This window comes from Trinickia camelliae (assembly GCF_053525655.1).
The window spans coordinates 538,588-562,605 of record NZ_JBCHAA010000001.1; the positions used below are offsets into that span (position 1 = coordinate 538,588).

A 24,018-nucleotide genomic window follows, 5' to 3' on the forward strand; every position below is an offset into this window, starting at 1 on the left:
AAACAGATAGCATCAACACTTCTAGACGGAAAGGAACGGATCATGAGCGGCGAGTTCATTCAGATCGATGCGGGTCACGGGCAGGCGTTTTCGGCATACATGGCGAAACCCAAGCAGGGCTCGGGGCCGGGGCTGATCCTGTTGCAAGAGATCTTCGGCATCAACGGCTATATGAAAGCGATGGCCGACCGCTTCGCGGAGGAAGGCTACGTGGTGCTGGTGCCGGATCTGTTCTGGCGCATGCAGCCGCGAGTCGAACTGGGGTACGGCGAAAAAGACTTTGCTGCCGCGCTCGACTACAACGCGCGCCTTGATCCGGGGCTCGCAGTCGAGGACATCGCGATAACCCTCAAAGCACTGCGCGCGCTGCCGCAGCAGGCGGGCAAGGTGGGTGCACTGGGATACTGCCTCGGCGGCAAGCTCGCGATGCTGGCCGCTGCCCGGACGGACATCGATTGCGCGGTGAGCTACTACGGCGTGGGCCTCGACGCGTTTCTGGATGAGGTGCCCTCGATCCGCAGCCCGATGGTGTTCCATTTTGCCGGCCGTGACGCGATGTGCCCGCCCGAGACGCGCGAAAAGATCCAGGCGGCGCTTGGCAAGCATCCGCAGATCGAGCAATACGTCTACCCCGATTGCGATCACGCGTTCGCGACCCCGGAGCGCGAGCACTTCGACAAGCCCGCCGCCATGATGGCGTACTCGCGCTCGCTTGCGATGTTGCGCAAAGTGCTGGGTCCCATCTACGACCTGAATGCGCTGTGGGATTTGCACTGCTACTACGAATTCGCCACGCGTGACGTGAACGCTGTCATGCCCACCATGGTTGCCGAGCCCTATGTCAACCACGTTCCGACGATGACGGGTGGAGTCGGCCACGACCAGCTCAAGCGCTTTTATAAATACCACTTCGTGCACGCGAATCCCGACGACACGCGGCTGATTCCGTTGTCACGCACCATCGGCGCAGATCGGATCGTCGACGAGTTCGTGTTCTGTGCGACTCACGATCGCGAAATCGACTGGCTGCTGCCGGGATTGGCGCCCACCGGGAAGTACATTGAAATTCCGATGCTGGCGGTCGTCTGCTTTCGGGGCGACAAGCTGTACAACGAGCACATCTATTGGGACCAGGCCTCGGTGCTCGTGCAAATTGGCGTGCTCGACCCGACGGGACTGCCGATTGCCGGGATTGCGACGGCCAAGAAAATGGTCGACGAGAGTTTGCCGAGCAATACGCTGATGCGCAATTGGGAGACCAGCGAGGGTAAGCCGATCTGATCGGGGAGGAGGACCCGCCTGCTTGCGGTGAAAGCAGGCGGCGGGCGAGAGCCGCGCCGAAACGGGTTTGGCCCGCGCAAAAGAAAACGCCCGCGTTGCTATCGCAGGCGTTTCCGTGGCCCCGCTACCGCGTCCTATGGGGAGATTACGAGCCCCGTGCTGCAATCAGGACCGGCTTCCGCGCGGCTCCTTTCCAGTATAGGGCGCGCATAGAGAAATCCAAGTTTGCATTTGCCGCCGCTTGCTCGCGCCGATAGGCATGCAAAGTTCGCGCGATCGAGTGTGTCGTCATGCGACGGCTGAGCGAGTCTCGTCGAAGGAAGGCCCCTTCGGGCGCACCCGGATGTGCGGATCAAGACGCTGCCACGGCAGATCGGCCGGGTCCGCCGCCATCGGTCCGGGCGCCTTCGCGACAAGAATGGTCTCCGCAATCTCCTGAAAATCCGCACGGAAATGAACGGAGCTCTTATTGACCAGTATTTTCATCTGCTCAGGTTCGATCCCCGCAACGCGATAGAGATTGCGATCGAAAATCTGCATCTTGACGCTGCTGACAGCGATTCGCACGCCGTCGATACGCAGGCAAGCAACCGGTCCGAGTTCGCCCGTCATGCCGTTCAGCATCGGACCGTCAAAGCGGAAGCGGCCATCGGACACATGCTCCACCTCGAACGTGCCTTTCAGCGGCTCATCGCCGGGCACGCCTGAACGGCCCGCCAGCGCAAGCTCGATGCGCGCGCCGACACCGGCGCGATGCGCGGCGGCCGCAGCGTCCGCATCCCAGATCACACCGACGGCCGCATCGCTCGCACCATGGCGCAGCAGCGCGCGCACCATGCCCATCGTATTCGAGTCGCCACCCACGCCGGGGTTGTCCTGCGTGTCGGCGATGATGACCGGCTTGTCGGCGTTCCGGCTGATCCGCATCGCTTCGATAACCGCTTCGTCGGGTGTCAGGAACGGCACTTCCCATGACGATTCCTCCGCGAGCATTCTGGCGTACAGCGTGTCGATCGCCTTCGTGAGCGCGTCATGGTCGAATCCGTAACCCCAGATCACAGGGCCACACTCCGGGAAGTCCGCAGCCGGAAAACCCGGCGCAAACGACAGCGACACGACCGTATCGCGCTCAAGCGATGCCAGTGCGTCGTACATGTCATGGGCGGGCGCGACCAGCGTGCACATGGCGTTCACCGGAATCAGAAATGGAATGCGCCGGGCGACGCGCGCGAATTTGCGCTTCTCCGCGATCAGCCTGTCGAGCAGATGCGCCGCGCGCTCGCCCGTTTCGGCCATGTCGACGTGCGGGTACGTCCGGTACGCAACCATCGCATCCGCATGCTTCAACATTCGTTCAGTCACGTTCGCATGCAAATCAAGCGACACAACGAGCGGCATGCTATCGCCGACTACCGCACGCACGCGTTCAAGCAGCTCGCCTTCGCCGTCGTCGGCGTGCTCCGCGACCATCGCTCCGTGCAGGTCCAGATAGATGGCATCGAAGCCACCCGCTGTGACCGCGTCGGTGATCTCGCCGGCAATGCGTTCGAACGCGTCCACGGTCACGTGCGCCGACGCGCTCGCGCCCGCCCAGATCACGGGAATCAGCTCATGTCCTTGCGCCTCGGCGACCTTGATGAAACCGCCGATCGGCACGTTCACGTCGCGCAGATTCAGCACGTCGGCGCCGCGCACCAGCGGCGGAAAACCTTCGCCCTGAATGAAGCTCTGAAACGACGCCTTGGTCGGCGCGAACGTGTTGGTCTCATGTTGAAAGCCTGCGATCAGGATCTTCATTGCCATTCATCCTTCTGTTCGATATGAAAAGGGCGTGGTCTTTCCTAAGCTATGAGGACCGGTCCCCAGATTCCTCGTGTTCGTCCGGCTCGTCGAGTGGGACCATCGTGCGGCGGAGAAAGCCCGCTAGCAAGAGCAACTCTGTTCACGTACCGTTGCTTCGTGAGCAACACAAGGGATCCGAGCCTCGTTCAATGCGAGACTAGGGCCCGTCGGGCCCCATACCAGGCAGGAGTTCGTCCCATGGCTTCCGTTTTCCGATCGATCACACGCTCGACCCTGGCGGCCGCTGCAGCGCTGGCCTTGGTGAGCACACCGGGCGCCACGTTCGCTGCTGGGCCTGACGGCGCAAGCGCCGACGAAGGTCCATTTCTCTCCGAGAATGAAAAGGCCATGACGAAGATGATGGACGACATGTCCGTCAAACCGACAGGCAACGTCGACCAGGATTTCGTCGCGATGATGGTGCCTCACCATCAGGGCGCCATCGACATGGCGCAGGCGGAGTTGCGCTACGGGCACAACGAACAATTGCGACGCATTGCGCAGGAGATCATCGTCGGGCAGCAGCAGGAAATCGTCGCCATGCGTCTCGCGCTAGGGCAGCCGCTGCCTCCGCCTGCACCCGCGCCCGACCAGCAAGCACCCGCTTCCCATCCCACCCCAGCACAACCGGTGTCCCGTAACGGCGGGCATTTGAATAGCGCGATGAACGCGCACCAGGAGCCATGATGAAACCTATCCCGATTCTTGCGACCGCGCTGGCCGCGATCGCCATGGCTGCGGCGCACTTCGCATCGGCCGGCCAGGCCCCAGGGGCGCTGTCGGATGCGGATGTGCCGGTCAGCCATCACGACCGTGTTTATGCAGCCGAGCAGTTTTCGAACACGGTGTCGGTGATCGATCCCGCCGCGAACAAACTCGTAGGCTTGATTCGCCTGGGTGACCCGACGCCCGCCAACTTCAGCCCGCTGTATCACGGTCAGGTGCTTGTGCACGGCATGGGCTATTCGCCAGATCATCGGACGATCGCGGTGGTCTCCATCGGCTCAAACTCGGTTACGTTCATCGATACGCAAACGAATGCCGTCAAGCACGTGACCTACGTTGGCCGTTCGCCGCATGAGGCGTTTTTCACCCCTGACGGCAAGGAAGTCTGGGTGACGGTGCGTGGTGAAAACTACGTGTCGGTGCTCGACGGAACCACCTTCGAAGAAAAGGCCCGCATCATCGTTCCGGCCGGCCCAGGGATGCAGATTTTTTCGCCGGACGGCAAGTATGGGTACGTGTGTTCGTCATTCAATCCGGAGACCGAAGTCATTTCCGTCGCCGATCACAAGATCGTCGGCAAGGTACAGCAGGCGAGTCCGTTCTGCCCGGATCTCGCGGCCACGCCGGATGGCAAGCAGGTGTGGTTCACGCTCAAGGACGTGGGCAAGACTCAGGTTTTCGATGCGCATCCTCCATTCGCATTGCTTAAGACGCTCGATACCGGTCCCATCACGAATCACGTGAACATCGTGCACAACGCCAATGGCATGTTTGCTTACGTCACGGTGGGTGGTCTGAATCAGATCAAGGTGTTTCGCACCGACGACTTCTCGCAGGTCGCAACCATCCCCGTCGGGAATCTGCCACATGGCATCTGGCCGTCGGGCGATGGCAGCCGCGTGTACGTAGGCCTCGAAAACGCCGATGCGATGGCCGCCATCGACACGCTGACCAATACGGTCATCGCCACCGTGCCGATCGGCCAGGCGCCGCAGGCGGTGACCTACGTGCCGAACGCCGTGCCCGAGGGGGACGGTACCGAGAATACGGTGCCGCTCGGCTTGGCAGGACAAACCGATCACTTGACGTTGGTGCCGGCGGGAACGGGCAAGTCGGCGGGTTCCGCCGTCGCTCCCACCAACGTCGCGCTGTTCGAACAGGGTCTCGTGCAGGTGTTGCAAGCCGCGGTCACCGGATTGCAGCCAAAGCAGCCTTATGTTCTCGGCCTATCGGACCATCCAGACGGCAGCGGCAATATCGATGTGTTGGCGAGCTTCATGACTAATCCGGCCGGTTCGGCGATCGTCAACACGATCGGCCAGATTCGCCAGGTGGTCGCGCCGGGCGTGAGCGCGGCGGGTGACAAGCGCCGTTACCTCGTGATCGCGCCCCAGGTGTCGGGCAAACCCGGTGCGCCGGTTCAGGTGCAGGCGCTGTAAGCCGCCTCGCAGAATTGTTTCTCAATGTGTATGCCGCCCGCGCAGAAACACAGTCATGCAATCGGCCACTCTCCCGACACAATCCAGATACCTCGTTCGCTTTTAATGCACTCAACGATGGTTTCAGAGAGGGTTTTCAATCATGGGTTCGTTGAGCATTTGGCATTGGATGATCGTGTTGCTGATCGTGGCGCTTGTTTTCGGCACGAAGAAACTGCGCAACATCGGGAGCGATCTGGGTGGTGCGGTCAAGGGATTCAAAGATGGCATGGCGGACAGTCAAATTTCGGAGGGGCCGCGTCAATTGCCTCATAACGGTGCCGTTGAGATCGAAAAATGAGCGACCTGCAACACGTTAGAGACGAGCCAGTCGAAGAGACCTTCATCTCACACCTGGTCGAACTACGTGACCGGATCATCCGCGCGGGCGCTTCAGTGGTCTTCGTGTTCTTGGGACTGGTTTATTGGGCTTCCGATATCTTCCGGCTGCTGGCTCATCCGCTGATCCAGAACTTGCCGAAGGACGGCAAGCTGATTGTCACCGACGTCACCGGCTCGTTCTTCGTCCCGATGAAAGTCACCCTGTTGGTTGCGCTCGTCATCGCACTGCCTGTCGTGCTTTACCAAATCTGGGCGTTTATCGCTCCGGGGCTTTATCGGCACGAAAGGAAACTCGTCGTGCCGCTGGTCGGCAGCAGTTACGCGCTGTTTCTGTGCGGCATGGCATTCGCCTATTTCGTCGTGTTTCCCACCATTTTCCGAGTGATGGCGCATTACAACGCGCCGCTCGGGGTGGAGATGACGACGGATATCGACAAGTATGTGGGTTTCGTCCTCACCCTATTTCTTGCGTTTGGCGTGACGTTCGAGGTGCCGATCATCGTTGTGATCCTCGCGCGAATGGGGATCGTGACGGTCAAGCAGTTGCGCGAGATTCGGCCGTATGTGATTGTCGGTGCGTTTGCGATTTCCGCCGTGGTGACGCCGCCGGACGTGTTTTCTCAGCTGATTCTCGCTGTCCCGCTTGTCATCCTGTACGAGATCGGAATCATTGCAGCCGCGACGATCACACGCAAGGACGGGATCAAGGAGCAGGCAGCCGAAGGACAGCGATAGTCATGCCATGGGACCTCAACGCATATACAGCCCGCCGTTGACATCCCAGCACGCACCATTCGCGAAGTAAGCATCAGGAGAAGCGAGCAGCACGGCGACATCGGCGATATAGCTCGCTGAGCCGAGCTTGCCCACCGGGATGCCTGCGATGACTTTCTCCAGCTTGTCCGCAGGCACGCTTTCATGAACGATGGGCAAATCGAGCGGCCCCGGCGAGATGGCGTTTACCGTGACGCCGTGTGCCGCGAGATCGCGCGCGAAGACCTTGGTCAGCGTGATCGCACCACCCTTGGCAGCGGCGTAGTGCGCGCCAGTGGCCGACCCGCCGTTCTGTCCCGCGAGCGAGGCGATGTTGACGATGCGCCCAGCCTTGCGACTCGCGAAATACTGGCCGAAGACCTGACAGCCGAACAACACGCTGCGCAGATTCACATCGATGACCTGATCGAATTGCGCGGCCGTGATCTCCATGACCGGCACGACCTTCGACGCGCCCGCGTTGTTGACGAGCGCATCGATGGCGCCCCAGCGATCGAGCAGTGCATCGCGCGCCGCCTCGAAGTCGGCCTTCGACGTGACATCGAGCTTGATGGCGAACGCGCTCGATCCGTCGGCGCTCAGTTCGCGTGCGAGTGTCTGCGTCTCTTCAATCGCGATGTCGCCCAACGCGACCTTGTAGCCCGCGTCATGAAAGCGCCGTGCGACGACCGCGCCCAAACCACGCGCGGCCCCTGTCACCAGCACGATTCTGTTCGACATATCGGCTATCCCTGTTATGTGTGAGAAGCTCGCTGCGAGAGCATCGCTTCGATATGCGCGGCGACGGCGCAGACGCGTTCGTCGTCTCCCTTGCGGCCGACGATCTGCAAGCCCGCCTTCAGCGCCGAATCACGAACGGGGACGGGCAGCGAGAGCGCCGGATGTCCGCTCAAATTGAACGGCCGGATCAGCGACGACATGCCGATCACCGGCGTGCCCGCGCGCGCCGCAGCGAGCGTGATCGGCAGCGCGGGCAGGGTGGGCAGCACGAGGACGTCGACCTCGTCGAGCGCGCGGTCCACTTCATCTCCGAAGGTGCGGCGCACGCGCTCCGCGGCTTCGAGATCGGCCGCGCTCGTGTTCGACGCTGCTTTCAGCCGCGTTTCGACATCGGCGCCAAGCTTGCCTGTCTCGACCAGATGCCCGAACGCGCGCCACGTTTCCGCGTTGATGACCGCGAGACCGGCGGCGAAGGCGTCCTTCATCGAGCGCAGCGTGATGCCGCGCGTGGGCAAATCCGAGCGTTCGACCGCAGCGGAAATCGCTTCGACGATGCTGTCTTCCGCTTCGACATCGACGACACCCACACGCAGGTTCGACGCATCGCCGCGCGCCCGATTGACCTGGAAAGATGGATCGATCGCCCTCATCACGTCGATGAGCGTATTCATGTCCCGTGCAAACGGGCCGACGCAGTCGAGCGTCGTGATGCCTGGCGTCACGCCTTGCCGCGACACGCGCGCGAACGTCGGCTTCAAGCCGATTACGCCGCAGCATGCGGCGGGGCCGCGAACCGAGCCGCCGGTATCGGTGCCGAGCGCGGCATCGACGAGCCGCTGGCCCACGGCCGAAGCCGATCCACTCGACGAGCCGCCCGGAATGCGCGACGCATCCTGCGGATTGACGGGCGTGCCGAAAACGTCGTTGATGCCGGTCATGCCGAACGCGAGTTCGTGCATGTTGGTTTTGCCGGTGATGCGCCATCCCGCATCGATGAGGCGCTGCACGACTTCGGCGTGCTTCGCGGCGGGCGGCGCATCGGCGAGCGCGCGGCTCGCGGCGGTGGTCGGATAGCCCGCGATATCGATGCTGTCCTTGATGGCGATCGTCGGAGCTTCCGCGTCTCGATGTGCGTGTCGATCCGCGCCAAGATCGAAGGTCCGCAAAAATGCGCTCATGACGTGAGTCCTCTTGCCGGATTGACGTGCCACGGCGCATCGAAAAGACGCTCCGTGCGGAAATTCCGGATCAGCCACACTCCGCGATCAGACGGCGACGGCGCGAAATCCACTTCGAGGCGAGCAGCGATGAGTTCCGCTTTCGCATCGATGTAGCCGGAAGCTTGCAGCATGATCCAGCGGCCCTTCGCCGTTTCGCCATGCACTTCGATGTGCTCGGCGGTGAGGAAGTGCACGTTGGTGGCGAAATGCGGCGTCGGAGGCAGATAGCGCTGCAGCATGCCGACGATGGCCACGCGTCCCTGCAGACGGCCGAACTTGTCGGCGTAGTGCGGACCGATGCCTTCCCACACAGCGTCGTCGGTGAACAGCGCGGCGAGCGATTCGCCTTCGAGCGCACGGGCGGGCACGTCGCACAGCGCCATGTAGCGCGCGATGGTCTTGCGGACCGCGTTTTGGGCTTCGAGCGCTTCGATGCGCGCAAGCAGGGCTTCGATGATCGAGTCAGTCATCGCGTCACGCTGGGTTGGCGACGGGCGGCGGCACGCTCAGCGCGCGACCCACGCGCGCCTCGATCTTGCCGTACCGCCACAGGTTGTAGTCGCCCACCGGCGTCGTGCGATAGAGATTGCAGACAGCCGCCGCCGTGTCGAAATCGGCGACGTCGGCCATGATGTAGAAGGTCCACGGCGCGCCATCCGCGTGGCCGACGACGAGGCGGTCATCGTCCATCACGCCGAGCACGCGTACGTTTTCCATGGCTTCGATGGCGTTGAGCATCTTGCCGTAGGCTTGCCACACTTCGCCGATCCGTTCGCGCGGCAGGTCGAAGAAATTCTGTGAGACGCCGCAGCAGAACAGCACGCGCAACGGCAGGTGTCGGGTATCGGTCATGGCTTGCGGCGCCTCAGAGCAGGAAGCCGACGGCGCTCAATGCTTCCGTCGAATCGATCAGGCGGACGACCTTTTCGACGAGACGCGGCTCGCCGCTCGCCATGCTGATCTTGTGCGTGAGATCGGCGGCGAAGATCGTCGACACGCCGCGCTTGTACGCGATGACGATCTGCGACGACTTCACTTCGACGAGGTCCGCGCTGTCGCTGGAGAGCGTGAAGCGCGAGACGGTGCGCACGGTGCGCGCCGCATCCGAGGCCGATGCCGAATAGCCCGATGTCATGCGTTGCACGCGCAATTCGCGCATGTGCTGATCGTCGTAGGCGTAGTTCAGCGTCGATGCGAAGTCGGTCGTTTGCGGATCGATCGGCACCACGTAGAAGCCTTGCGAGTCCCATAGTTCGAGCCACGCGCGATAGTCGCGGCGATCGAGCAACTCGGCTTCGCGCCAGATGAATTCGATCGCGCGCGCGAAGGTTTGGTGGGAGAAAAGTGCGTTGCGGTCGTCCATCATGCCTGCTCCATCATTGCGCGCCATTGCTTGTAGGCTTCGCGCATGCCGGTCTCGTCGGTGGCGTGCGCGGTCTTCTCTCCGTTGGGAGCGGTGGTTTCGCGATTGAGGCCGCGATTCACGAGAATCGGCACATCCGGGCCCGCATACGAGCCGCGTTGCACGCGTTCCCAGGCTTCCGCATCGTCGGGGCTGCCGAAGCCGAACGGTCCCTGGAAGTGCTCGTGAATGCGCAGGCGCGTGCGGTTCGCTTCCTCGGGGCCGCCGTCCATCGCGAGCGCGACGTGTCGAATCTCGGTCTCATTGACGGCAATGGGCCGCAGTACGCGGAAGAACGCCATCGACAACGCCAGGTTAGGAAACAGGTTCAGATTGAAGCCGACGCCCATGAGCGAACGCACGATGCGGCGCACTTCCTCCGGCGTGTGCTTGTTCGCGAGTTGCGCCGCGAGTTCGTTGAAGCGCTCGGGCAGCGGCGCGCCGTCGTCCTGGTCCAGATCGACGATCTCCGGCATCAGCACCGCGAGGCTGTGGCCGTTGCCGAGCGAGCGGCAGAAGGCCTGATCGCTCGTCATGAAGCTCGTGATCGCGGCGGCCGTTTCTTCGTCGATCGACTTCATCCACGACTTGTGCACGACGGGGAAGTGATAGAGGTCGGTGGTGTTTTCGAGCTGAATTTTCCAGTTGCCCTTGAACTTGAACTTGTGCTCGCCGTTGGCCTTGATCGGATAGCCCGCGCCTTGCTTCATGAAGAGATCGATCCACGGCTTCGCGCCACCGAGAAAATCCTCGAGCGATTCGATGGTCTCGTTGAAGCTCGCGAAAATCAGCCCTTGATAGATGCCGGCGCGCAGCTTCTTGAGCGGCAGCTCGCCTTTGTCGCACACGCCTTCGTAGCCGTCGCCATAGGGCAGCGCGCGCAGCGTGCCGTCGAGCGCATACGACCAGCTGTGATACGGGCACGTAAAGCCTTTCGCATTGCCCTTGTGCTCTTCGCACACGGTCGCGCCGCGATGGCGGCAGCGGTTCTGCAGCACGTGCACCGCGCCGCTTTTGTCGCGCACGACGATGACCGGTTGACGGCCGATCGTGGTGGTGACGAAATCGCCCGGCTTCGGCAATTCGCTTTCATGCGCGACCCAGACCCACGTCTTGTAGAAGATGCGTTCGAGTTCTTCCTCGAAGAGCTGCGGATCGGTGTAAAGGGAAGGCGCGATGCGATCGGCCTCGGCGCGCTTGTGGAGCGCGCTCGTGTCGATGCTTTGATAGGTCGGCGTACTCATCGTGTTCGTGGCGAGAAGTTGAGTGGCTAATGTGAAAGATGCGTGAAAGATGCGATGAGGATGGCGGTGCGACATCGGCACATCCTCTCGTTGACATCAGTCTCGCGTTCCGAGGATCATGCGTCAAATCGATTAAAAACAGGTCGCCGGATAAATGCGGCCGATATCTCGCGAGATCCCCATGACATCCATCGACCACATCGACCTCAATCTCTTGCGCGTGTTTCAGGCGATCGTGGAGGAGCGCAGCCTGACCAAAGCAGGCGAGCGTCTCGCGCTGTCCCAACCGGCGGTGAGCTATGCGCTTGGGCGTTTGCGCACGCTGTTCGACGACCAGCTGTTCATTCGCACACGCTCCGGCATGCAGCCGACACCCGTTGCGCTCGAACTCGCGGAGATCGTCGGGCTCGCGCTCGACACCGTGCGTCAGGCGCTGCGTTACGCGGAGCGCTTCGATCCGGCGACGAGCACGCGCACGTTCCGGCTTTCGCTTTCGGATGCAGGGGAAATGGCCTATCTGCCCGCGATCTGCGCCGCGCTGCAGGACGCGGCGCCGCGCGTGAAGCTCGTAGTGGAGCCGATGCCGGTGGAGGAGATCGAAGAGGCGTTGCGTTCGAGCCGGCTCGATTTCGCCATCGGCAATCTGCCTTCGCTCTTGCCGCGCACGCGTCACGCCTTGTTGTTCGAGGAGTCGTATGTCTGCATGACGCGCAAGCGCCACGATTTGCCGGTGGGAAACACGTTGAAGCTCGACCGTTTTCTGGCTGCGTCGCACCTGCAGGTGCGTTCGCTCGAACACAGCCACCATGAGCTGGACGATGCACTTCGCGCGCAGGGCGTGGGGCGCAATATCGCGGTGGCGTTGCCGCATTTCGTTGCGGTTCCCGGCGTGCTGGCCGCGACGGACTTGTTCGCCACGCTGCCGGAACGTCTCGCGCATATCCTCAATCGCGGCGACGCGTTCCGCGTCTATACGTTGCCGGTTCAGTTGCCCAAGGCGGCAGTGACGATGCACTGGCACGAGCATTTCCACGAAGACGAAGGTATCGCCTGGATGCGCGGCCTGATGACCGACATCCTGGCGGGCTTCACGAAAATGTGAGATTCAAGCGGTAAGAAGCGCTCAGAGGTCGAGCACCAGCACCGGAGAACGCGAGCGCGAGATGCAGCAGCAGATCACGCTGTTGCTGGCGCGCTCGGCTTTGCTCAGACAGTGATCGCGATGCTCGGGCTCGCCGCTCACGACATCGACCATGCAGGTGCCGCACACGCCTTCGCCGCATGAGGTGTCCACTTCGATGCCGATCGAGGCGAGCGCATCCACGATGGACGTGTTGCTATCGACGCGCACCGTCTGGCCCGTGCTCGCGAGTTGCACGTCGAAGCTCGTGAGAGAAGTCTCCGCGGCCGGCGCGGGCTCGGCCTTGAAGCGTTCGAGATGAATCGCATCGATGGGCAGCCGCGTTTGCGCGATTTCGACGACGCGTTCCATGAAAGGCGCGGGGCCGCAGGTATAGACATGGGCGTTCATGTCGGCTTCGCGCACGCACGCATCGAGTTCCGCTGCGAGCGCGTCACGCTCCACGCCGAAATGCAGCGTCACGTGCTGATCGAACGGCGCGCGCCTGAGCAGCGTCATGAAGGCCGCATGCGTCTCGCTGCGCGCGAAATAGTGCAGCGTAAAACGCGCGTTCCTCGCGACAAGGCGATACGCCATCGAAAGCAAGGGCGTAATACCGATGCCCGCGCCGATCAGGATATGTTCGCTCGCATCCTCTTCCAGACGAAAGAGATTGCGAGGCGCGCCGACCATCAGTTCGGTGCCGACGCTAACTTCCTCGTGCAAGGAGCGCGAGCCGCCGCGCGACGGGTCTTCCTTCTTCACGGCGAAGATCTGCGAATCGAGGCATTCGGGATCGCCGCACAACGAGTATTGGCGCGTGATGCCAGACGGACTCGTGACGTCGATATGCGCGCCGGGCTCGTAACGCTCGAAGGGCTGGCCGTCGAGACGCGAGATGCTGAACGAGCGCACACCGTGCGCTTCCTCGCGCAACGCGTCGACCCGAACTTTCACGATTTGAGCTTGCATGGTGCCTTCCTATGTCTTTTCTGGAGACCATGCGTCGAGGTTAGCGTCGTGTGTTCGATAAGCCAAATAGATTAAAAAGGCCAGGGTAAATCGGTGGAATTGATATCACGCGTGAACGGCATCGAAGCACTCACGCTTCGGGCTGGTGAAACATCGCGTGAATGGCCTCCCGCAGCCAGGCGATGCCCGCATCCGCGGCGAACTGCGTGTGCGAATGCACCTTGATCTCGATGGGCGGAAGCGAGAACGGCAGCGGCAGAATGCGAAACGCCTTGCCGCGATTGAAGCGCTTCGCGATGCTCTTCGGGAAGATCACGGCGAGGTCCGTGTGCATCACGATCTCGGGCGCGACGACGAAATGCGGCAGTCTGAGCACGACCTCGCGCTTGAGGTTCAGCTCATCGAGCCATTGCTCCACCATGCGATGGCCGGTGGCGTTCGTGCTTGCATACACGTAACGTAGGGCGGCGAGATCCTCACGGGTGGGTTTCGCCTTGCGCAGAGGATGTCCCGCGCGCAGCACGCACACATGCTCGTCGAGGAACAAGGTCTGGCTCATGCAGCCCGCGTCGAGGCCGGGCACGTAGCCGAGCGCGAGATCGATCTCGCCGGCGCGCATGGCGGCGCTCACGGATTCGACTGGGACATTCGCGACCTCGATGCGAATGCCGCGCGCCTCACGGTCCAGCATTGCGACGAGCGGCGGCAGAAAATAAAACTCCGACATATCGGACATCGAGACGCGAAACACGCGCTGCGCGGTGGCCGGATCGAATTTCGCGAGCTGCTGCACCGCCTCGTTGATCATCGAGAACGCTTGCGCGAGCGGCGGATAGAGACGGTACGCGGCATCGGTCGGCACCATGCCGGTGGGGGTGCGCACAAACAGCGGATCTTCGAACAGATTGCGCAGGCGGCGCAGGGCGTGACTCACTGCGGGCTGCGTGAGCCCGAGGCGGTCGCCCGCGGCGGTAAGGCTGCGCAAGTCCCAGATGGCGAGGAACACGCGCAGCAGGTTCAGGTCGGGGATACCGGAATGCGGCTTGTTCATGTGCGTCGCTCGTGAGCAAGGGCGTATCACGCAGCGCGCGACGGCCGGTCAGGGTGACGCGAGATTACCGTAGATGCTGCGCATTGCAAAATGCGGCGTCGTACCTTGATAGGGCGGCAGTGCGTGAAAGTCGCGTCGCATGGCGTCGCGCACGGGAGAGGCGAGGGCGTCGACGAGCGCGGACGCATCGTCGAACACGACCTTGTTGCGTTGGATAGCGTGGGCATGCGCGAATGGCAGGCCGCTCGTGCAGTCGATGCGCGTGTAGATTTCCAGCTCGCGCAAGCCGGGCAGTTGCTGCATCAACGGCGGATGATGCAACAGATAATGCGTGAGCCACGCGTTGAAGTCTTCCGCGACGCCTTCATAGCCGACCAGATAGGTGCATCGAGGCACATCGCTTGCCGGCGGCTTGGCGTGCGAGGGTGCGAGCGTGCGAACGGCCATCGCCTGTTGTGTGAATGTCCGCGTGGTGAGCGCCGCATGGACCGATGAAGACAGCGCGCAATGAATGGCGCCGTCGAGTTCGGAGGCGGCTTCGAGGGGCGCGAGTTCATCGAAATACCATTGCAGCACGCAGGACGGCGCATCGGCGGCAGGCGCGATGAGCGGATCGATTTGCCCCGCGATCGGCTCGTGAACGATCAGTGCGCGCAGGCCTTCGATGTGCCGCGCCGCGTGCATCAAGCGGTTCGCATCAAGCAACGGTTCCGCGCCGCTCGCGCCGGTTAGAAAGAGGCAGGCCTGCATCTTCAGGTCGCCTCGCACGTGAGCCGGTGGAATTGCCTGCCGAAGTAGACCAGGCCATCCCCCTCGCCGCGCATGTCGATGTGCTCGATCTGCACGAAGATCACCGAGTGCGATCCCACCGTCTTGCTCTCGACGATCGTGCCTTCCAGCGTCGCGATCGCATCGTCGAGCAGCGGGACGTCGAGACGCCCCGCATGCCATGCACATCGCTCGAACCGCTCTTCCATCGTGCAGCCGGCCATGCCCGCGAACACGCGTGCGGGATCCTGACCATGTGCGCCGAGCACATTAATGCACACGTTGCGGTTTCCGTGCAGCACGTCATGCACATAACTCGACTGATTGATGCAGACGAGCATCGTCGGGGGCGTGTCGGTCACCGAGCACACGGCGCTCGCCGTGATGCCGCAGCGGCCGCGCGGACCGTCGGTGGTGATGACGTTGACGGCCGCCGCGAGGCTCGCCATGGCATTGCGGAACTGCGTGCGATGGGGATCGTGCGTCATGGCGTCGTGCCTCCGCTCAGGGATAGGGCGTGACGGGCGGAATGCCGACGAACAGCGCACCCGACGCGTCGTAATTTCCTTCGCCCAGAAAGGCGTGTTGCGTGACGACGATCGAATCGCGCACGAGCCGCTGCAGGCGGTTCTCGCGATAGATGGCGCCGACGCCTGCCATCTTGTAGGCCTGCATCACGACGTCGGCGCACGTATGCGCCGCATGCGTCGCGGAGAGGCGCAGCAGGTTGGCTTCGGCGGGCAGAACGGGATCGCCCGCGAGGACCGTTTGCCACGATGTCTCGGCGGACTCGAAGAAGAAGGCCCGTGCGCTGCGCAGATACGCTTCCGCTTGCGCGAGGCCCGTGCGGTAGTACGCGCGATCGGCAAGACGCGGTGCACCCGTCGTGGTCTTCGTCACGCCGGACATGCCGGCGAGCAGGTCGAGCGCCGCACGCGCGAGGCCGAGGTTCACCGCCGCATGCACCTGTGCCTGATAGGCGACGGCGGGATAGCGAAAGAGCGGCTCGTCGATCAGCGCCGCGCCGCCGCGCACGAAGGTCCAGGCTTCGTCGACGAACTTGTCTTTCAGGCGCAGATCGTGACTGCCGGTGCCCTGCATGCCGACTACGTTCCAGTTCTCCACGATCTCCACTTCGTGCGCGGGAAACACGGCGGTGAAAGGCTTGCCGGCATTCTTGTCGTCCGCATGGCCCGGCGCGCCGCCGATGCCGACGCCGATCCAGTCCGCGCCCTTGCAGCCGCTGGCGAAGCGCCACTGGCCCGAGACCAGAAAGCCGCCTGGCGCACGCTCGGCCTTTTGCAGCGGATAGAGGCCGCCCGCGAACACCTGATCGGGACCGGACGCATAAATGCGCGCCTGGGTTTCGACGGGCAAGGACGCGAGGTACGTATTCGCGGAGCCGAACGCGGCGACCCATGCGGTCGATCCGTCGGCGACGGCGATGCGTTCAAGCATTTCCAGAAAGCGTGGGGGAGGCAGTGCGTCGCCGCCGAAGCGCTTGGGCGTGCTTGCGCGGAAAATGCCCGCGCGCTTCATGCGGGCCACCATGTCGCGCGGCACGTGGGAGAGTTGATCGAACTCGTCGCGGCGCCGTTCGATGTCGTCGATCAGCGTATCGAGTGAGAGCGGGCCGGGGTATTCCGGGTAGTCACTCTGCGCATCGATGATGGGCGCACTGCTCGTGCACGCGGTTTGAAGGGCTTGCATGTGGGATACCTCTCGATCAATGGGGGATGTCAGTCGGCCTGCTGACGCGCCGCGATGCGCATCGCACGGGGAAAGGTCTCGCGAGCGAACAGCGTGGCGATCACGGTGACGAGGCCGAGCGCGCCGAGATAGAGCGCGACGGGCATGGCGCTGCGATAGTGGGCGAGCAGGGCGGTGGCGATCATCGGCGACAGTCCGCCGCCGAGCACAGAGGAGAGTTCGCGACCGATGCCAAGCCCCGAGAAACGCAGATGAACCGGGAGCATCTCGCTGATGAAGGCCGGCTGTGAACCTTCGAGAATGCCGAGCGTGACACTGTTCGCAAGCAAGAGCGCGGTGATGACTTTCCAGTAAACGCCGGAGCCGAGCAGCGCGAAGTACGGCCACGCGACGAGCAACATGGCGATGGCGCCTGCGAGATAGACGGGCTTGCGACCTACTTTGTCGGTCAGATAGCCGCAGAACAGCGAGACCGGAATCATCAGCAGCATCGAGAGCGTGAGGCCGCCGAGTATCCAGCTCGACTTGATGCCGAGAAACTGTCCGTAAGCGATCGAGAACGCGAAGAAGATATACGACGCGCCACCTTCGCCAAAGCGCAGGCCGAACACGGTGAGCACTTCACGCGGACACTGGCGCAGCACTTCGATGAGCGGCATGCGGCTTTGATGATGCGTGGCCTTCACTTCGGCGAACGCGGCGCTCTCTCCGACCGAGCGGCGCATCCACAAGCCGAGTACGACGAGCACGGCGCTGGCGAGAAAAGGCACGCGCCAGCCCCAGCTCAGGAAATCGCCGGACGGCAGATTGTGCGCGAGCATGAACGCGCCAGTCGACAACACGAAGCCAAACGCCGCGCCGCATGGGCTCCATGCCGAGAGGGCGCCGCGCTTCGATTGCGGCGCGTTTTCGTGAATGAGCAGGATGCTGCCGCTCCACTCGCCGCCTGCGGCGAGTCCTTGGAGAATGCGCAACAGCACGAGCAATGCCGGCGCCGCGATGCCGATCTGTTGATAGGTGGGCAACACGCCCATCAGCACGGTGGCCGAGCCCATCGTCAGGAGCGTGAGCATCATCACGACCTTGCGGCCGTGGCGGTCGCCGATATGGCCGCACAGCACGCCGCCGATGGGCCGCGCGATGAAGCCCACCGTGAAGACGCCGAACGCGGCGATGGTGCCCGTCAACGGGTCGCTGCCCACGGGGAAAAACAGCTTGCCGAACACGAGCGCGGCGGCGGTGCCGTAGAGGAAGAAGTCGTACCACTCGAGTATTTGTCCGAGCACGGCGGTGGTCGCCGCGCGGCGTACGTTGCTTCGGGTGCGAGGTGCGGACCGCGTGGCGGGCGGCGATACGCTCAAGTCGGGATTCACGGCGTCAGGGTTCATGGCAAGAGGGAGCACGAAGGAGCACGAAGTGTTCGATTTCCGCTTCACGATGAACATCGGCAGCGGGGCGCTTGAGGCGACATCGGGACGACATGGGCGAACGATATGAGCCGTGCTGACGCGGGTCAAATAAGGGACAAAAATGCGCGATATGAATGCCGTGCATGGGGGCTTGGTGGAAACCCTGCGTGGCGAGGCGCTTGCCCTGGTGTTCGGCAAGGTCAGCAAGAATGTTATCTTCGTGTTACATTAACAGGGTTAGCGACTCAGGAAGATAGCAAAATGCCGACTCCTCACGCTCCTTCGGCCGGTGTCCGGCGGGCGCTGCGCAAGTTGGGCACCGATATTCACGACGCGCGTCGCCGTCGCCGGTTGACCATGGCGGTGATTGCCGAGCGGGCTTTCACGTCGAGAGCGACTTTGCAGCGCGTCGAGGCTGGAGACCCAAGCGTGAGCATCGGCATCTACGCAGCCGTGCTGATGGCGCTCGGGCTTCTAGGCGGACTACAGGAGGTTGCCGACGCTGCTCACGACACAGTCGGGCAGTCGCTGGCTGCCGCGGCGTTGCCTCAGCGCGTCCGGCTGCCCCGTGGCAGAAGGAGGGGTGAAGATGGCTGATGTCGAGGTATATATCGATCGCGGCGGCACGCCGCGACCAGTGGGGCTGCTCAGACGCCATGCGTCGCGCCGGGAAGAAACGGTCACGTTTGAATATGACGAGACCTGGCTGGCCGACGACGAGCGCTTTTCGATCGAGCCGGCGCTCGCGTTGACGCGAGGCGTCTTCCCACCGCTGCCTGACCAACCCATCTTCGGCTCGATCGGCGATTCGGCGCCGGATACCTGGGGGCGCCGGCTCATGCAACGTGCGGAGCGTCGCCAAGCCGAACGTGAAGGGCGGCGCGTCCGTACGCTCGGTGAACTGGACTATCTGCTGGGCGTAGCTGATGAAACGCGTCTGGGTGCGCTGCGGTTCCGTTGGGATGGAGAAGACGAGTTCCAAGCACCCGTGCCGGCCGGTGTTCCCGCGCTCATCGAATTGGGGCGGCTGCTGCAAATCACAGAGCGCATCTTGCGGGACGAGGAAACCGATGAGGATTTGCAACTAATCTTCGCACCTGGGTCGTCACTCGGTGGCGCACGTCCCAAGGCTTCGGTCATCGACCAGCATGGTCATTTGTCGATTGCCAAATTCCCGAAGGAGATCGACGACTACAGCATCGAGACGTGGGAGGAAATCGCTCTGCGATTGGCTGAACGCGCCGGCATATCCACCCCACATCACGAACTGCTCCAGGTAGCGGGCAAGGCGGTGTTGCTGTCGCGCCGCTTTGATCGCACGAGGAGCGTGCGCATTCCCTTTCTCTCGGCTATGTCGATGACGGGATCGAGGGATGGTCAACGGGGCAGCTATCCCGAACTGGTTGACGCTCTGGCGCAATACGGTGCGAAGGCACGGGTCGATGCGGTGCAGTTGTATCGCCGGGTGGCCTTCAATGTCCTGGTCTCCAATGTCGATGACCATCTGCGCAACCACGGTTTCCTGTGGGCGGGACGCGATGGCTGGGTATTGTCACCAGCCTACGACCTCAATCCCACGCCAACCGATGTCAAGGCGCGGATCTTAACGACAAACATCGATCTCGACGAAGGAACGTGTTCGGTTGACCTGCTGGAACATGCCACGGAGTTTTTCGGTCTGTCGCTGAAACAGGCTCGGGCCACTATCCGGGAGGTCGCTGAGGTAACCCGGACGTGGCAAGCGGTCGCCAAGGAAGTCGGTTGCAAGCGTGCTGAAGTCGCGCGCATGGCGAGCGCCTTCGAGCACGAGGATCTTAGCGCCGCAATGCGGTTGTGATCGTAGCCATCGCCTCGGCGAAGCAAGAGCCCGCCGCGCTCGCTGCATGCGGTAGCATCGTCAACTCGGGGCCACCGCGCGTCTGCCATCCGCCTGCGCCCGTTCGATCAAGACAAAGGACCCCCGCATGACCCATTCCATCCACGGCAACCAACGCTGGCTAGCGCTGATCGTTCTATGCCTCGGCGTGCTGATGATCGTGCTCGACACGACGATCGTGAACGTTGCCTTGCCGTCGATTGCCGCGGACCTCGGCTTTACCGAAACCTCGCTGGTGTGGGTGGTCAATGCCTACATGCTGACGTTCGGAGGCTGCCTGCTGCTCGGCGGGCGGCTGGGCGATCTATACGGACACCGCAAGCTGTTCCTCGGCGGCATTACGCTGTTCACGGTGGCGTCGCTCGCATGCGGCATGGCGAATTCGCAAATCCTGCTGGTCAGCGCACGCGCCGTGCAGGGTTTGGGCGGCGCGGTCGTCTCGGCTGTTTCGCTGTCGCTGATCATGAATCTGTTCACCGAACCCGGCGAACGGGCCAAGGCGATGGGCGTGTACGGTTTTGTCTGCTCGGCGGGCGGCAGTATCGGCGTGTTGCTCGGTGGTCTGCTGACCAACCTCCTGAGCTGGCACTGGATCTTTCTCGTCAACTTGCCTATTGGCATCGCCGTCTATGGGCTGTGCGTCGCGCTGTTGCCGTCGGCACGCGGCCATGCTCATGGCGAACGGCTCGACGTGGCCGGCGCGGTGACGGTGACCGCTTCGCTGATGCTCGCCGTGTATGCCGTCGTGAACGGCAATGAAGCGGGCTGGACTTCAGCGCAGACGCTGGGCCTGCTGTTCGCCGCGCTCGTGCTGTTGGCCGCGTTTCTCGCGATCGAAGCGCGCGCGCAGCATCCGTTGATGCCGCTCGGTCTGTTCCGCCTGCGCAATGTCGCGACGGCCAATGTGGTCGGCGTTCTTTGGGCAGCGGCGATGTTCGCGTGGTTCTTCATCTCCGCGCTGTATCTGCAGCGGGTGCTCGGCTACCGGCCCTTGCAGGTCGGCCTCGCGTTCTTGCCGGCCAATCTGATCATGGGGTTCTTTTCGCTGGGCCTGTCGGCGCGCCTGGTCATGCGCTTCGGTCTGCGTCTTCCGCTTGCCGTCGGGTTGCTCGTCGCGGCGTGCGGCCTCGCGCTGTTTGCACGGGCGCCGGTGGACGGCAGCTTCGTGTTCGACGTGTTGCCCGGCATGGTCTTGCTCGGTGTCGGGGCGGGCATCGCATTCAATCCCGTGCTGCTGGCCGCCATGAGCGACGTCGATCCGAGCGATTCGGGCTTGGCGTCCGGCATCGTCAATACGTCGTTCATGATGGGCGGCGCGCTCGGTCTCGCGGTGCTCGCCAGTCTCGCCGCCGCGCGCAGCGACGCGATGCAGGCTTCCGAAAGCGCCGCGGCGGCGCTCAATAGCGGTTATCACGTGGCGTTTCTGTTCGGTGCGATCTTCGCGGCGGCGGCGGGGGTGCTGGGCGGTGTGTTCTTGCGTCGTGGGCAGCAAGGCGGCGGCGCCGCGCAACCGACTGCCGATAGTGACGGCGTCACGAACACGAGCCCTGCACCCACAGCCGGCAACGCGGAAGCGACAGAGCGCTACTGACATTTCGCCACTACTCCACCATTCCTCCGACGGCTCGCCCGCCCGGCGAAATGAAACGAAAATCCCTGTTTCGTCCCAGAATCGGATGGCCTCGACGGAATTCGCTTGAAGTCCGGATTTCGGACCATTAAATAAAAACGAACCACTGACTCGCGCCTCGCGACGCAGTACAAGAATGGCCTCGGAGGAGACACCAAGGGGCCCCGTTCCTGCCGCGCGCAACGCGCACGGCACGGATATCCATTGGAGGAGCCGTTCATGTCAGCTGATTCGCACATCGATTCCCGCATGGTTCGCCGCGTCGCACTGGCCAGTGTGATCGGCGCGACGGTCGAGTGGTACGACTTCTTTCTGTACGGCGTGGTCGCCGGCATCGTCTTCAACAAGCTGTATTTCCCCGGCAGCGATCCGCTCGTCTCGACGCTCCTCGCCTATACGACCTTCGCTGTCGGCTTCGTGACGCGGCCGGTGGGCGGCGTGCTCTTCGGGCATTTCGGCGATCGCATCGGGCGCAAGTCCGCGCTGATCCTGACGCTCGTCATCATGGGCATCTCGACCGCGGGTGTGGCCTTCGTTCCGACCTACGCGCAAATCGGCGTATGGGCGCCGATCCTGCTGCTGTCGCTGCGCGTGCTGCAGGGCATCGGGCTCGGCGGCGAGTGGGGCGGCGCGGTGCTGATGGCCTACGAGTACGCGCCGCCGCACCGGCGCGGGCTCTATGCGAGCTTGCCGCAAATCGGGCTGTCGATCGGACTGTGCCTCGCCTCGGGGATGGTCGCGGCCGTCTCGCATCTGCTCTCCGAGCAGGCGTTCTTCGCGTGGGGCTGGCGCATTGCCTTCGGCGCGTCGCTCGTCCTCGTGTTGATCGGCCTCTACATCCGCGTCAAGGTGATGGAGACGCCCGCGTTCGTCGCGCTCAAGCGCTCGCGCCGCGAAGCGCGGCTGCCGTTCGCCGAGATGCTCGCGAACTATCGCAGCGAGCTGTTGCTCGGCATGGGCGCGCGCTACATCGACGGCGTGTTCTTCAACATCTTCGCGGTGTTTTCGATCGGTTATCTGACGCAGCACATCAAGCTGGACCGCACCGATGCGCTGCTCGGGGTGATGATCGCCGCACTTGTGATGTGCTTCTTCATTCCGCTCTTCGGCAGTCTTTCCGATCGCGCCGGCCGGGGACGCGTGTACATGTGGGGCTCGCTGATCTGCGGTGCGTCGGTCTATCCGGCGTTCTGGCTGATCGAGAGTCAGCCCGGCAACACGTTGCTCATCTGGCTTGCGATCGTGATCCCGTTCGGCATCTTCTATGCGGCGGTCTATGGTCCGGAAGCCGCGCTCTTCGCGGATCTGTTCGACGCCAACGTGCGCTACACAGGCATCTCGTTCGTCTATCAGTTCTCTGGCATCTTTGCGAGCGGTCTCACGCCGATCATCGCGACCGCCCTGTGGAAGCTGAGCGGCGGCAAGTGGTGGGTCGTGTGCTCGTACGTGGCTTTCTCCGCGCTGGTGTCGGCATGGTCGGCGCGCGCGATCGAACGGCGCCGCAGCGCTCAGTTGCTGTCCGGCGGCGAGCACGCCATGAGCGCACCCTGACGCGCACACCGGTCGCCACGGCGATCTGATCGACTTAGTAGCGACCTCGGCGCCCCGGCCGCCCGCCGGGGCGCGCTCATGCGCGGAAGGTCTTGGCGGTCTCGTCGGCCGCGTGCCGCAGATCGGGCACGAATGCCAGCAGATCGTCGAGCGTCACGCGCCCGACCGGCGCCTGAACCGCGATCGCCGCGCAGGCGCGGTTGCGGTCGAGCATCACCGGCACCGCGATCGCAATCAAGCCCTGCAAATGTTCCTGGTCGTTGATCGCGAGCCGACGCCGGCGGGTGGCGGCGAGTTCCTTGCGCAGCGCCTCCCGGTCGGTAATGGTGCGCTCCGAATACGCGCGCAGCGGTAGCGTTTCGATCACGCGCTCGCGCCGCTCTTTCGGCAGAAAGCTGATCAATAGCTTGCCGCTGGCCGAGCAGTGCAGCGGCACATGCGAGCCCGGCTGAAGATGCATGCGCAGCGGCCATTCCGTTTCGACACGGTCCACGTAGACGACGTCGTTGCCGGACAGCATGGTCAGGTTGCAAGTTTCCCCGATCTTCGCGACGAGCTGCTCGAGCAGCACATGACGCGCCGCCGCGGGGCCGGCGTGCATGAGCACGTTGACGGCCAGCATGCGCACGCGCGGCGAGCATTCGTAGAGCTTGTCGCCGGCGCCGCGCGTGACGAGCCAGGCGTCGGTCAGCTGCATGAGGATGCGGTGCACCGTCTGCTTGGGCAAGTCGAGCGTGTGCACGAGATCCATCATGGATAGCGGGTGGCCTGCCTCGGCGAGCGTCTCGAGCACGCGAAACGCTCGCACTGCCGCCGCGTTCGATTGATTCGATGTCGACACGGTCTCTCCTGAAGATGGTGGCGCGTGCCGCGCGCGTTCTTATTGTGTCTCTGATCGTGCA

24 protein-coding genes are annotated in these 24,018 nt (G+C 63.2%); 10 read left to right on the top strand and 14 right to left on the bottom strand.

Annotation, left to right across the window (positions count from 1 at the left end; genetic code table 11):
* Nucleotides 1-42 precede the first annotated feature (42 nt).
* A complete protein-coding gene (locus AAHK20_RS02475) occupies nt 43-1,281 on the top strand; it encodes a dienelactone hydrolase family protein (RefSeq protein WP_449179831.1) in 1,239 nt (412 codons plus the stop codon).
* A gap of 288 nt (nt 1,282-1,569) precedes the next feature.
* Here the strand turns inward: AAHK20_RS02475 and AAHK20_RS02480 are convergent, their stop codons facing one another.
* On the bottom strand, nt 1,570-3,078 hold the full coding sequence (locus AAHK20_RS02480) for a M81 family metallopeptidase (RefSeq protein WP_449179832.1): 1,509 nt from the start codon (nt 3,076-3,078) through the stop codon (nt 1,570-1,572).
* 243 nt (nt 3,079-3,321) lie between these two features.
* Here AAHK20_RS02480 and AAHK20_RS02485 point away from each other — a divergent pair, with 243 nt between their 5' ends.
* The 4 genes from AAHK20_RS02485 to tatC all read left to right on the top strand — a co-directional run bounded on the left by AAHK20_RS02485 (nt 3,322) and on the right by tatC (nt 6,404).
* Nucleotides 3,322-3,810 carry a DUF305 domain-containing protein gene (locus tag AAHK20_RS02485; RefSeq protein ID WP_449179833.1) on the top strand — a complete coding sequence of 163 codons (489 nt, stop codon included), beginning with the start codon at nt 3,322-3,324 and terminating at the stop codon, nt 3,808-3,810.
* On the top strand, nt 3,810-5,288 hold the full coding sequence (locus AAHK20_RS02490; RefSeq protein WP_449179834.1) for a YncE family protein: 1,479 nt from the start codon (nt 3,810-3,812) through the stop codon (nt 5,286-5,288). Before AAHK20_RS02485 ends, AAHK20_RS02490 begins: the two co-directional genes overlap by 1 nt.
* Before the next feature lie 142 nt (nt 5,289-5,430).
* Nucleotides 5,431-5,628, top strand: a complete 198-nt coding sequence (gene tatA / locus AAHK20_RS02495; RefSeq protein WP_449179835.1) for a Sec-independent protein translocase subunit TatA — start codon at nt 5,431-5,433, stop codon at nt 5,626-5,628.
* Nucleotides 5,625-6,404 (top strand): twin-arginine translocase subunit TatC, encoded by a 780-nt coding sequence (gene tatC, locus AAHK20_RS02500; RefSeq protein ID WP_449179836.1) that lies wholly within the window; start codon nt 5,625-5,627, stop codon nt 6,402-6,404. The genes tatA and tatC overlap by 4 nt, the downstream gene beginning before the upstream one ends.
* 15 nt (nt 6,405-6,419) lie before the next feature.
* Here the strand turns inward: tatC and AAHK20_RS02505 are convergent, their stop codons facing one another.
* From AAHK20_RS02505 to AAHK20_RS02530, 6 genes are read right to left on the bottom strand one after another with little or no spacing between them, the layout of a single operon-like run.
* Nucleotides 6,420-7,163, bottom strand: a complete 744-nt coding sequence (locus AAHK20_RS02505; RefSeq protein ID WP_449179837.1) for an SDR family NAD(P)-dependent oxidoreductase — start codon at nt 7,161-7,163, stop codon at nt 6,420-6,422.
* Between the two features lie 14 nt (nt 7,164-7,177).
* The gene (locus AAHK20_RS02510; protein ID WP_449179838.1) at nt 7,178-8,341 is read right to left on the bottom strand and encodes an amidase; all 1,164 of its coding nucleotides are present in this window, start codon (nt 8,339-8,341) and stop codon (nt 7,178-7,180) included.
* A complete protein-coding gene (locus AAHK20_RS02515; protein ID WP_449179839.1) occupies nt 8,338-8,853 on the bottom strand; it encodes a nuclear transport factor 2 family protein in 516 nt (171 codons plus the stop codon). Before AAHK20_RS02515 ends, AAHK20_RS02510 begins: the two co-directional genes overlap by 4 nt.
* 4 nt (nt 8,854-8,857) lie before the next feature.
* Nucleotides 8,858-9,235, bottom strand: coding sequence for a hypothetical protein (locus AAHK20_RS02520; protein WP_449179840.1), 378 nt, complete (start codon nt 9,233-9,235; stop codon nt 8,858-8,860).
* Nucleotides 9,236-9,248: 13 nt separating this feature from the next.
* On the bottom strand, nt 9,249-9,749 hold the full coding sequence (locus tag AAHK20_RS02525) for an aromatic-ring-hydroxylating dioxygenase subunit beta (protein ID WP_449179841.1): 501 nt from the start codon (nt 9,747-9,749) through the stop codon (nt 9,249-9,251).
* Nucleotides 9,746-11,029 carry an aromatic ring-hydroxylating oxygenase subunit alpha gene (locus AAHK20_RS02530; protein ID WP_449179842.1) on the bottom strand — a complete coding sequence of 428 codons (1,284 nt, stop codon included), beginning with the start codon at nt 11,027-11,029 and terminating at the stop codon, nt 9,746-9,748. The genes AAHK20_RS02525 and AAHK20_RS02530 overlap by 4 nt, the downstream gene beginning before the upstream one ends.
* A gap of 181 nt (nt 11,030-11,210) precedes the next feature.
* Here AAHK20_RS02530 and AAHK20_RS02535 point away from each other — a divergent pair, with 181 nt between their 5' ends.
* Nucleotides 11,211-12,131, top strand: a complete 921-nt coding sequence (locus tag AAHK20_RS02535; RefSeq protein ID WP_449179843.1) for a LysR family transcriptional regulator — start codon at nt 11,211-11,213, stop codon at nt 12,129-12,131.
* A 21-nt stretch (nt 12,132-12,152) separates the two neighbouring features.
* On the opposite strand, the gene AAHK20_RS02540 is transcribed toward AAHK20_RS02535, so the two are convergent.
* The 6 genes from AAHK20_RS02540 to AAHK20_RS02565 form a co-directional block, all read right to left on the bottom strand.
* Entirely contained in the window at nt 12,153-13,121 is a 969-nt protein-coding gene (locus AAHK20_RS02540; RefSeq protein WP_449179844.1) for a PDR/VanB family oxidoreductase, read from the bottom strand.
* A gap of 130 nt (nt 13,122-13,251) precedes the next feature.
* On the bottom strand, nt 13,252-14,172 hold the full coding sequence (locus tag AAHK20_RS02545) for a LysR family transcriptional regulator (RefSeq protein ID WP_449179845.1): 921 nt from the start codon (nt 14,170-14,172) through the stop codon (nt 13,252-13,254).
* 48 nt (nt 14,173-14,220) lie between these two features.
* Nucleotides 14,221-14,922 carry an EthD family reductase gene (locus AAHK20_RS02550; protein WP_449179846.1) on the bottom strand — a complete coding sequence of 234 codons (702 nt, stop codon included), beginning with the start codon at nt 14,920-14,922 and terminating at the stop codon, nt 14,221-14,223.
* A gap of 2 nt (nt 14,923-14,924) precedes the next feature.
* Nucleotides 14,925-15,428 carry a 4-hydroxyphenylacetate 3-monooxygenase, reductase component gene (gene hpaC, locus AAHK20_RS02555; RefSeq protein ID WP_449179847.1) on the bottom strand — a complete coding sequence of 168 codons (504 nt, stop codon included), beginning with the start codon at nt 15,426-15,428 and terminating at the stop codon, nt 14,925-14,927.
* A gap of 16 nt (nt 15,429-15,444) precedes the next feature.
* Nucleotides 15,445-16,650: an acyl-CoA dehydrogenase family protein gene (locus tag AAHK20_RS02560; RefSeq protein ID WP_449179848.1), complete on the bottom strand. Its 1,206-nt coding sequence runs from the start codon at nt 16,648-16,650 to the stop codon at nt 15,445-15,447.
* A gap of 29 nt (nt 16,651-16,679) precedes the next feature.
* Nucleotides 16,680-18,038 carry an MFS transporter gene (locus tag AAHK20_RS02565; RefSeq protein WP_449179849.1) on the bottom strand — a complete coding sequence of 453 codons (1,359 nt, stop codon included), beginning with the start codon at nt 18,036-18,038 and terminating at the stop codon, nt 16,680-16,682.
* 282 nt (nt 18,039-18,320) lie between these two features.
* Here AAHK20_RS02565 and AAHK20_RS02570 point away from each other — a divergent pair, with 282 nt between their 5' ends.
* The 4 genes from AAHK20_RS02570 to AAHK20_RS02585 all read left to right on the top strand — a co-directional run bounded on the left by AAHK20_RS02570 (nt 18,321) and on the right by AAHK20_RS02585 (nt 23,116).
* Nucleotides 18,321-18,656 carry a helix-turn-helix domain-containing protein gene (locus AAHK20_RS02570; RefSeq protein ID WP_449179850.1) on the top strand — a complete coding sequence of 112 codons (336 nt, stop codon included), beginning with the start codon at nt 18,321-18,323 and terminating at the stop codon, nt 18,654-18,656.
* Nucleotides 18,649-19,896, top strand: coding sequence for a type II toxin-antitoxin system HipA family toxin (locus AAHK20_RS02575; RefSeq protein ID WP_449179851.1), 1,248 nt, complete (start codon nt 18,649-18,651; stop codon nt 19,894-19,896). Before AAHK20_RS02570 ends, AAHK20_RS02575 begins: the two co-directional genes overlap by 8 nt.
* 127 nt (nt 19,897-20,023) lie before the next feature.
* Entirely contained in the window at nt 20,024-21,526 is a 1,503-nt protein-coding gene (locus AAHK20_RS02580; protein ID WP_449179852.1) for a DHA2 family efflux MFS transporter permease subunit, read from the top strand.
* 258 nt (nt 21,527-21,784) lie between these two features.
* Nucleotides 21,785-23,116, top strand: a complete 1,332-nt coding sequence (locus tag AAHK20_RS02585; RefSeq protein ID WP_449179853.1) for an MFS transporter — start codon at nt 21,785-21,787, stop codon at nt 23,114-23,116.
* A gap of 76 nt (nt 23,117-23,192) precedes the next feature.
* On the opposite strand, the gene AAHK20_RS02590 is transcribed toward AAHK20_RS02585, so the two are convergent.
* Nucleotides 23,193-23,957 (bottom strand): IclR family transcriptional regulator, encoded by a 765-nt coding sequence (locus tag AAHK20_RS02590; RefSeq protein ID WP_449179854.1) that lies wholly within the window; start codon nt 23,955-23,957, stop codon nt 23,193-23,195.
* Nucleotides 23,958-24,018: the final 61 nt, after the last annotated feature.

Excerpts from the sequence above, each read along its gene's own strand:
- AAHK20_RS02580 (WP_449179852.1), top strand. The coding sequence starts at position 20,024 with ATGACCCATTCCATCCACGGCAACCAACGCTGGCTAGCGCTGATCGTT.
- AAHK20_RS02485 (WP_449179833.1), top strand. The coding sequence starts at position 3,322 with ATGGCTTCCGTTTTCCGATCGATCACACGCTCGACCCTGGCGGCCGCT.
- AAHK20_RS02505 (WP_449179837.1), bottom strand. The coding sequence starts at position 7,163 with ATGTCGAACAGAATCGTGCTGGTGACAGGGGCCGCGCGTGGTTTGGGC.
- AAHK20_RS02585 (WP_449179853.1), top strand. The coding sequence starts at position 21,785 with ATGTCAGCTGATTCGCACATCGATTCCCGCATGGTTCGCCGCGTCGCA.
- AAHK20_RS02525 (WP_449179841.1), bottom strand. The coding sequence starts at position 9,749 with ATGATGGACGACCGCAACGCACTTTTCTCCCACCAAACCTTCGCGCGC.
- AAHK20_RS02475 (WP_449179831.1), top strand. The coding sequence starts at position 43 with ATGAGCGGCGAGTTCATTCAGATCGATGCGGGTCACGGGCAGGCGTTT.
- AAHK20_RS02530 (WP_449179842.1), bottom strand. The coding sequence starts at position 11,029 with ATGAGTACGCCGACCTATCAAAGCATCGACACGAGCGCGCTCCACAAG.
- AAHK20_RS02565 (WP_449179849.1), bottom strand. The coding sequence starts at position 18,038 with ATGAACCCTGACGCCGTGAATCCCGACTTGAGCGTATCGCCGCCCGCC.
- AAHK20_RS02560 (WP_449179848.1), bottom strand. The coding sequence starts at position 16,650 with ATGCAAGCCCTTCAAACCGCGTGCACGAGCAGTGCGCCCATCATCGAT.
- tatC (WP_449179836.1), top strand. The coding sequence starts at position 5,625 with ATGAGCGACCTGCAACACGTTAGAGACGAGCCAGTCGAAGAGACCTTC.
- AAHK20_RS02490 (WP_449179834.1), top strand. The coding sequence starts at position 3,810 with ATGAAACCTATCCCGATTCTTGCGACCGCGCTGGCCGCGATCGCCATG.
- AAHK20_RS02515 (WP_449179839.1), bottom strand. The coding sequence starts at position 8,853 with ATGACTGACTCGATCATCGAAGCCCTGCTTGCGCGCATCGAAGCGCTC.
- AAHK20_RS02550 (WP_449179846.1), bottom strand. The coding sequence starts at position 14,922 with ATGCAGGCCTGCCTCTTTCTAACCGGCGCGAGCGGCGCGGAACCGTTG.
- AAHK20_RS02480 (WP_449179832.1), bottom strand. The coding sequence starts at position 3,078 with ATGAAGATCCTGATCGCAGGCTTTCAACATGAGACCAACACGTTCGCG.
- AAHK20_RS02570 (WP_449179850.1), top strand. The coding sequence starts at position 18,321 with ATGCCGACTCCTCACGCTCCTTCGGCCGGTGTCCGGCGGGCGCTGCGC.
- AAHK20_RS02535 (WP_449179843.1), top strand. The coding sequence starts at position 11,211 with ATGACATCCATCGACCACATCGACCTCAATCTCTTGCGCGTGTTTCAG.
- AAHK20_RS02545 (WP_449179845.1), bottom strand. The coding sequence starts at position 14,172 with ATGAACAAGCCGCATTCCGGTATCCCCGACCTGAACCTGCTGCGCGTG.
- AAHK20_RS02520 (WP_449179840.1), bottom strand. The coding sequence starts at position 9,235 with ATGACCGATACCCGACACCTGCCGTTGCGCGTGCTGTTCTGCTGCGGC.
- tatA (WP_449179835.1), top strand. The coding sequence starts at position 5,431 with ATGGGTTCGTTGAGCATTTGGCATTGGATGATCGTGTTGCTGATCGTG.
- AAHK20_RS02575 (WP_449179851.1), top strand. The coding sequence starts at position 18,649 with ATGGCTGATGTCGAGGTATATATCGATCGCGGCGGCACGCCGCGACCA.
- AAHK20_RS02510 (WP_449179838.1), bottom strand. The coding sequence starts at position 8,341 with ATGAGCGCATTTTTGCGGACCTTCGATCTTGGCGCGGATCGACACGCA.
- AAHK20_RS02540 (WP_449179844.1), bottom strand. The coding sequence starts at position 13,121 with ATGCAAGCTCAAATCGTGAAAGTTCGGGTCGACGCGTTGCGCGAGGAA.
- hpaC (WP_449179847.1), bottom strand. The coding sequence starts at position 15,428 with ATGACGCACGATCCCCATCGCACGCAGTTCCGCAATGCCATGGCGAGC.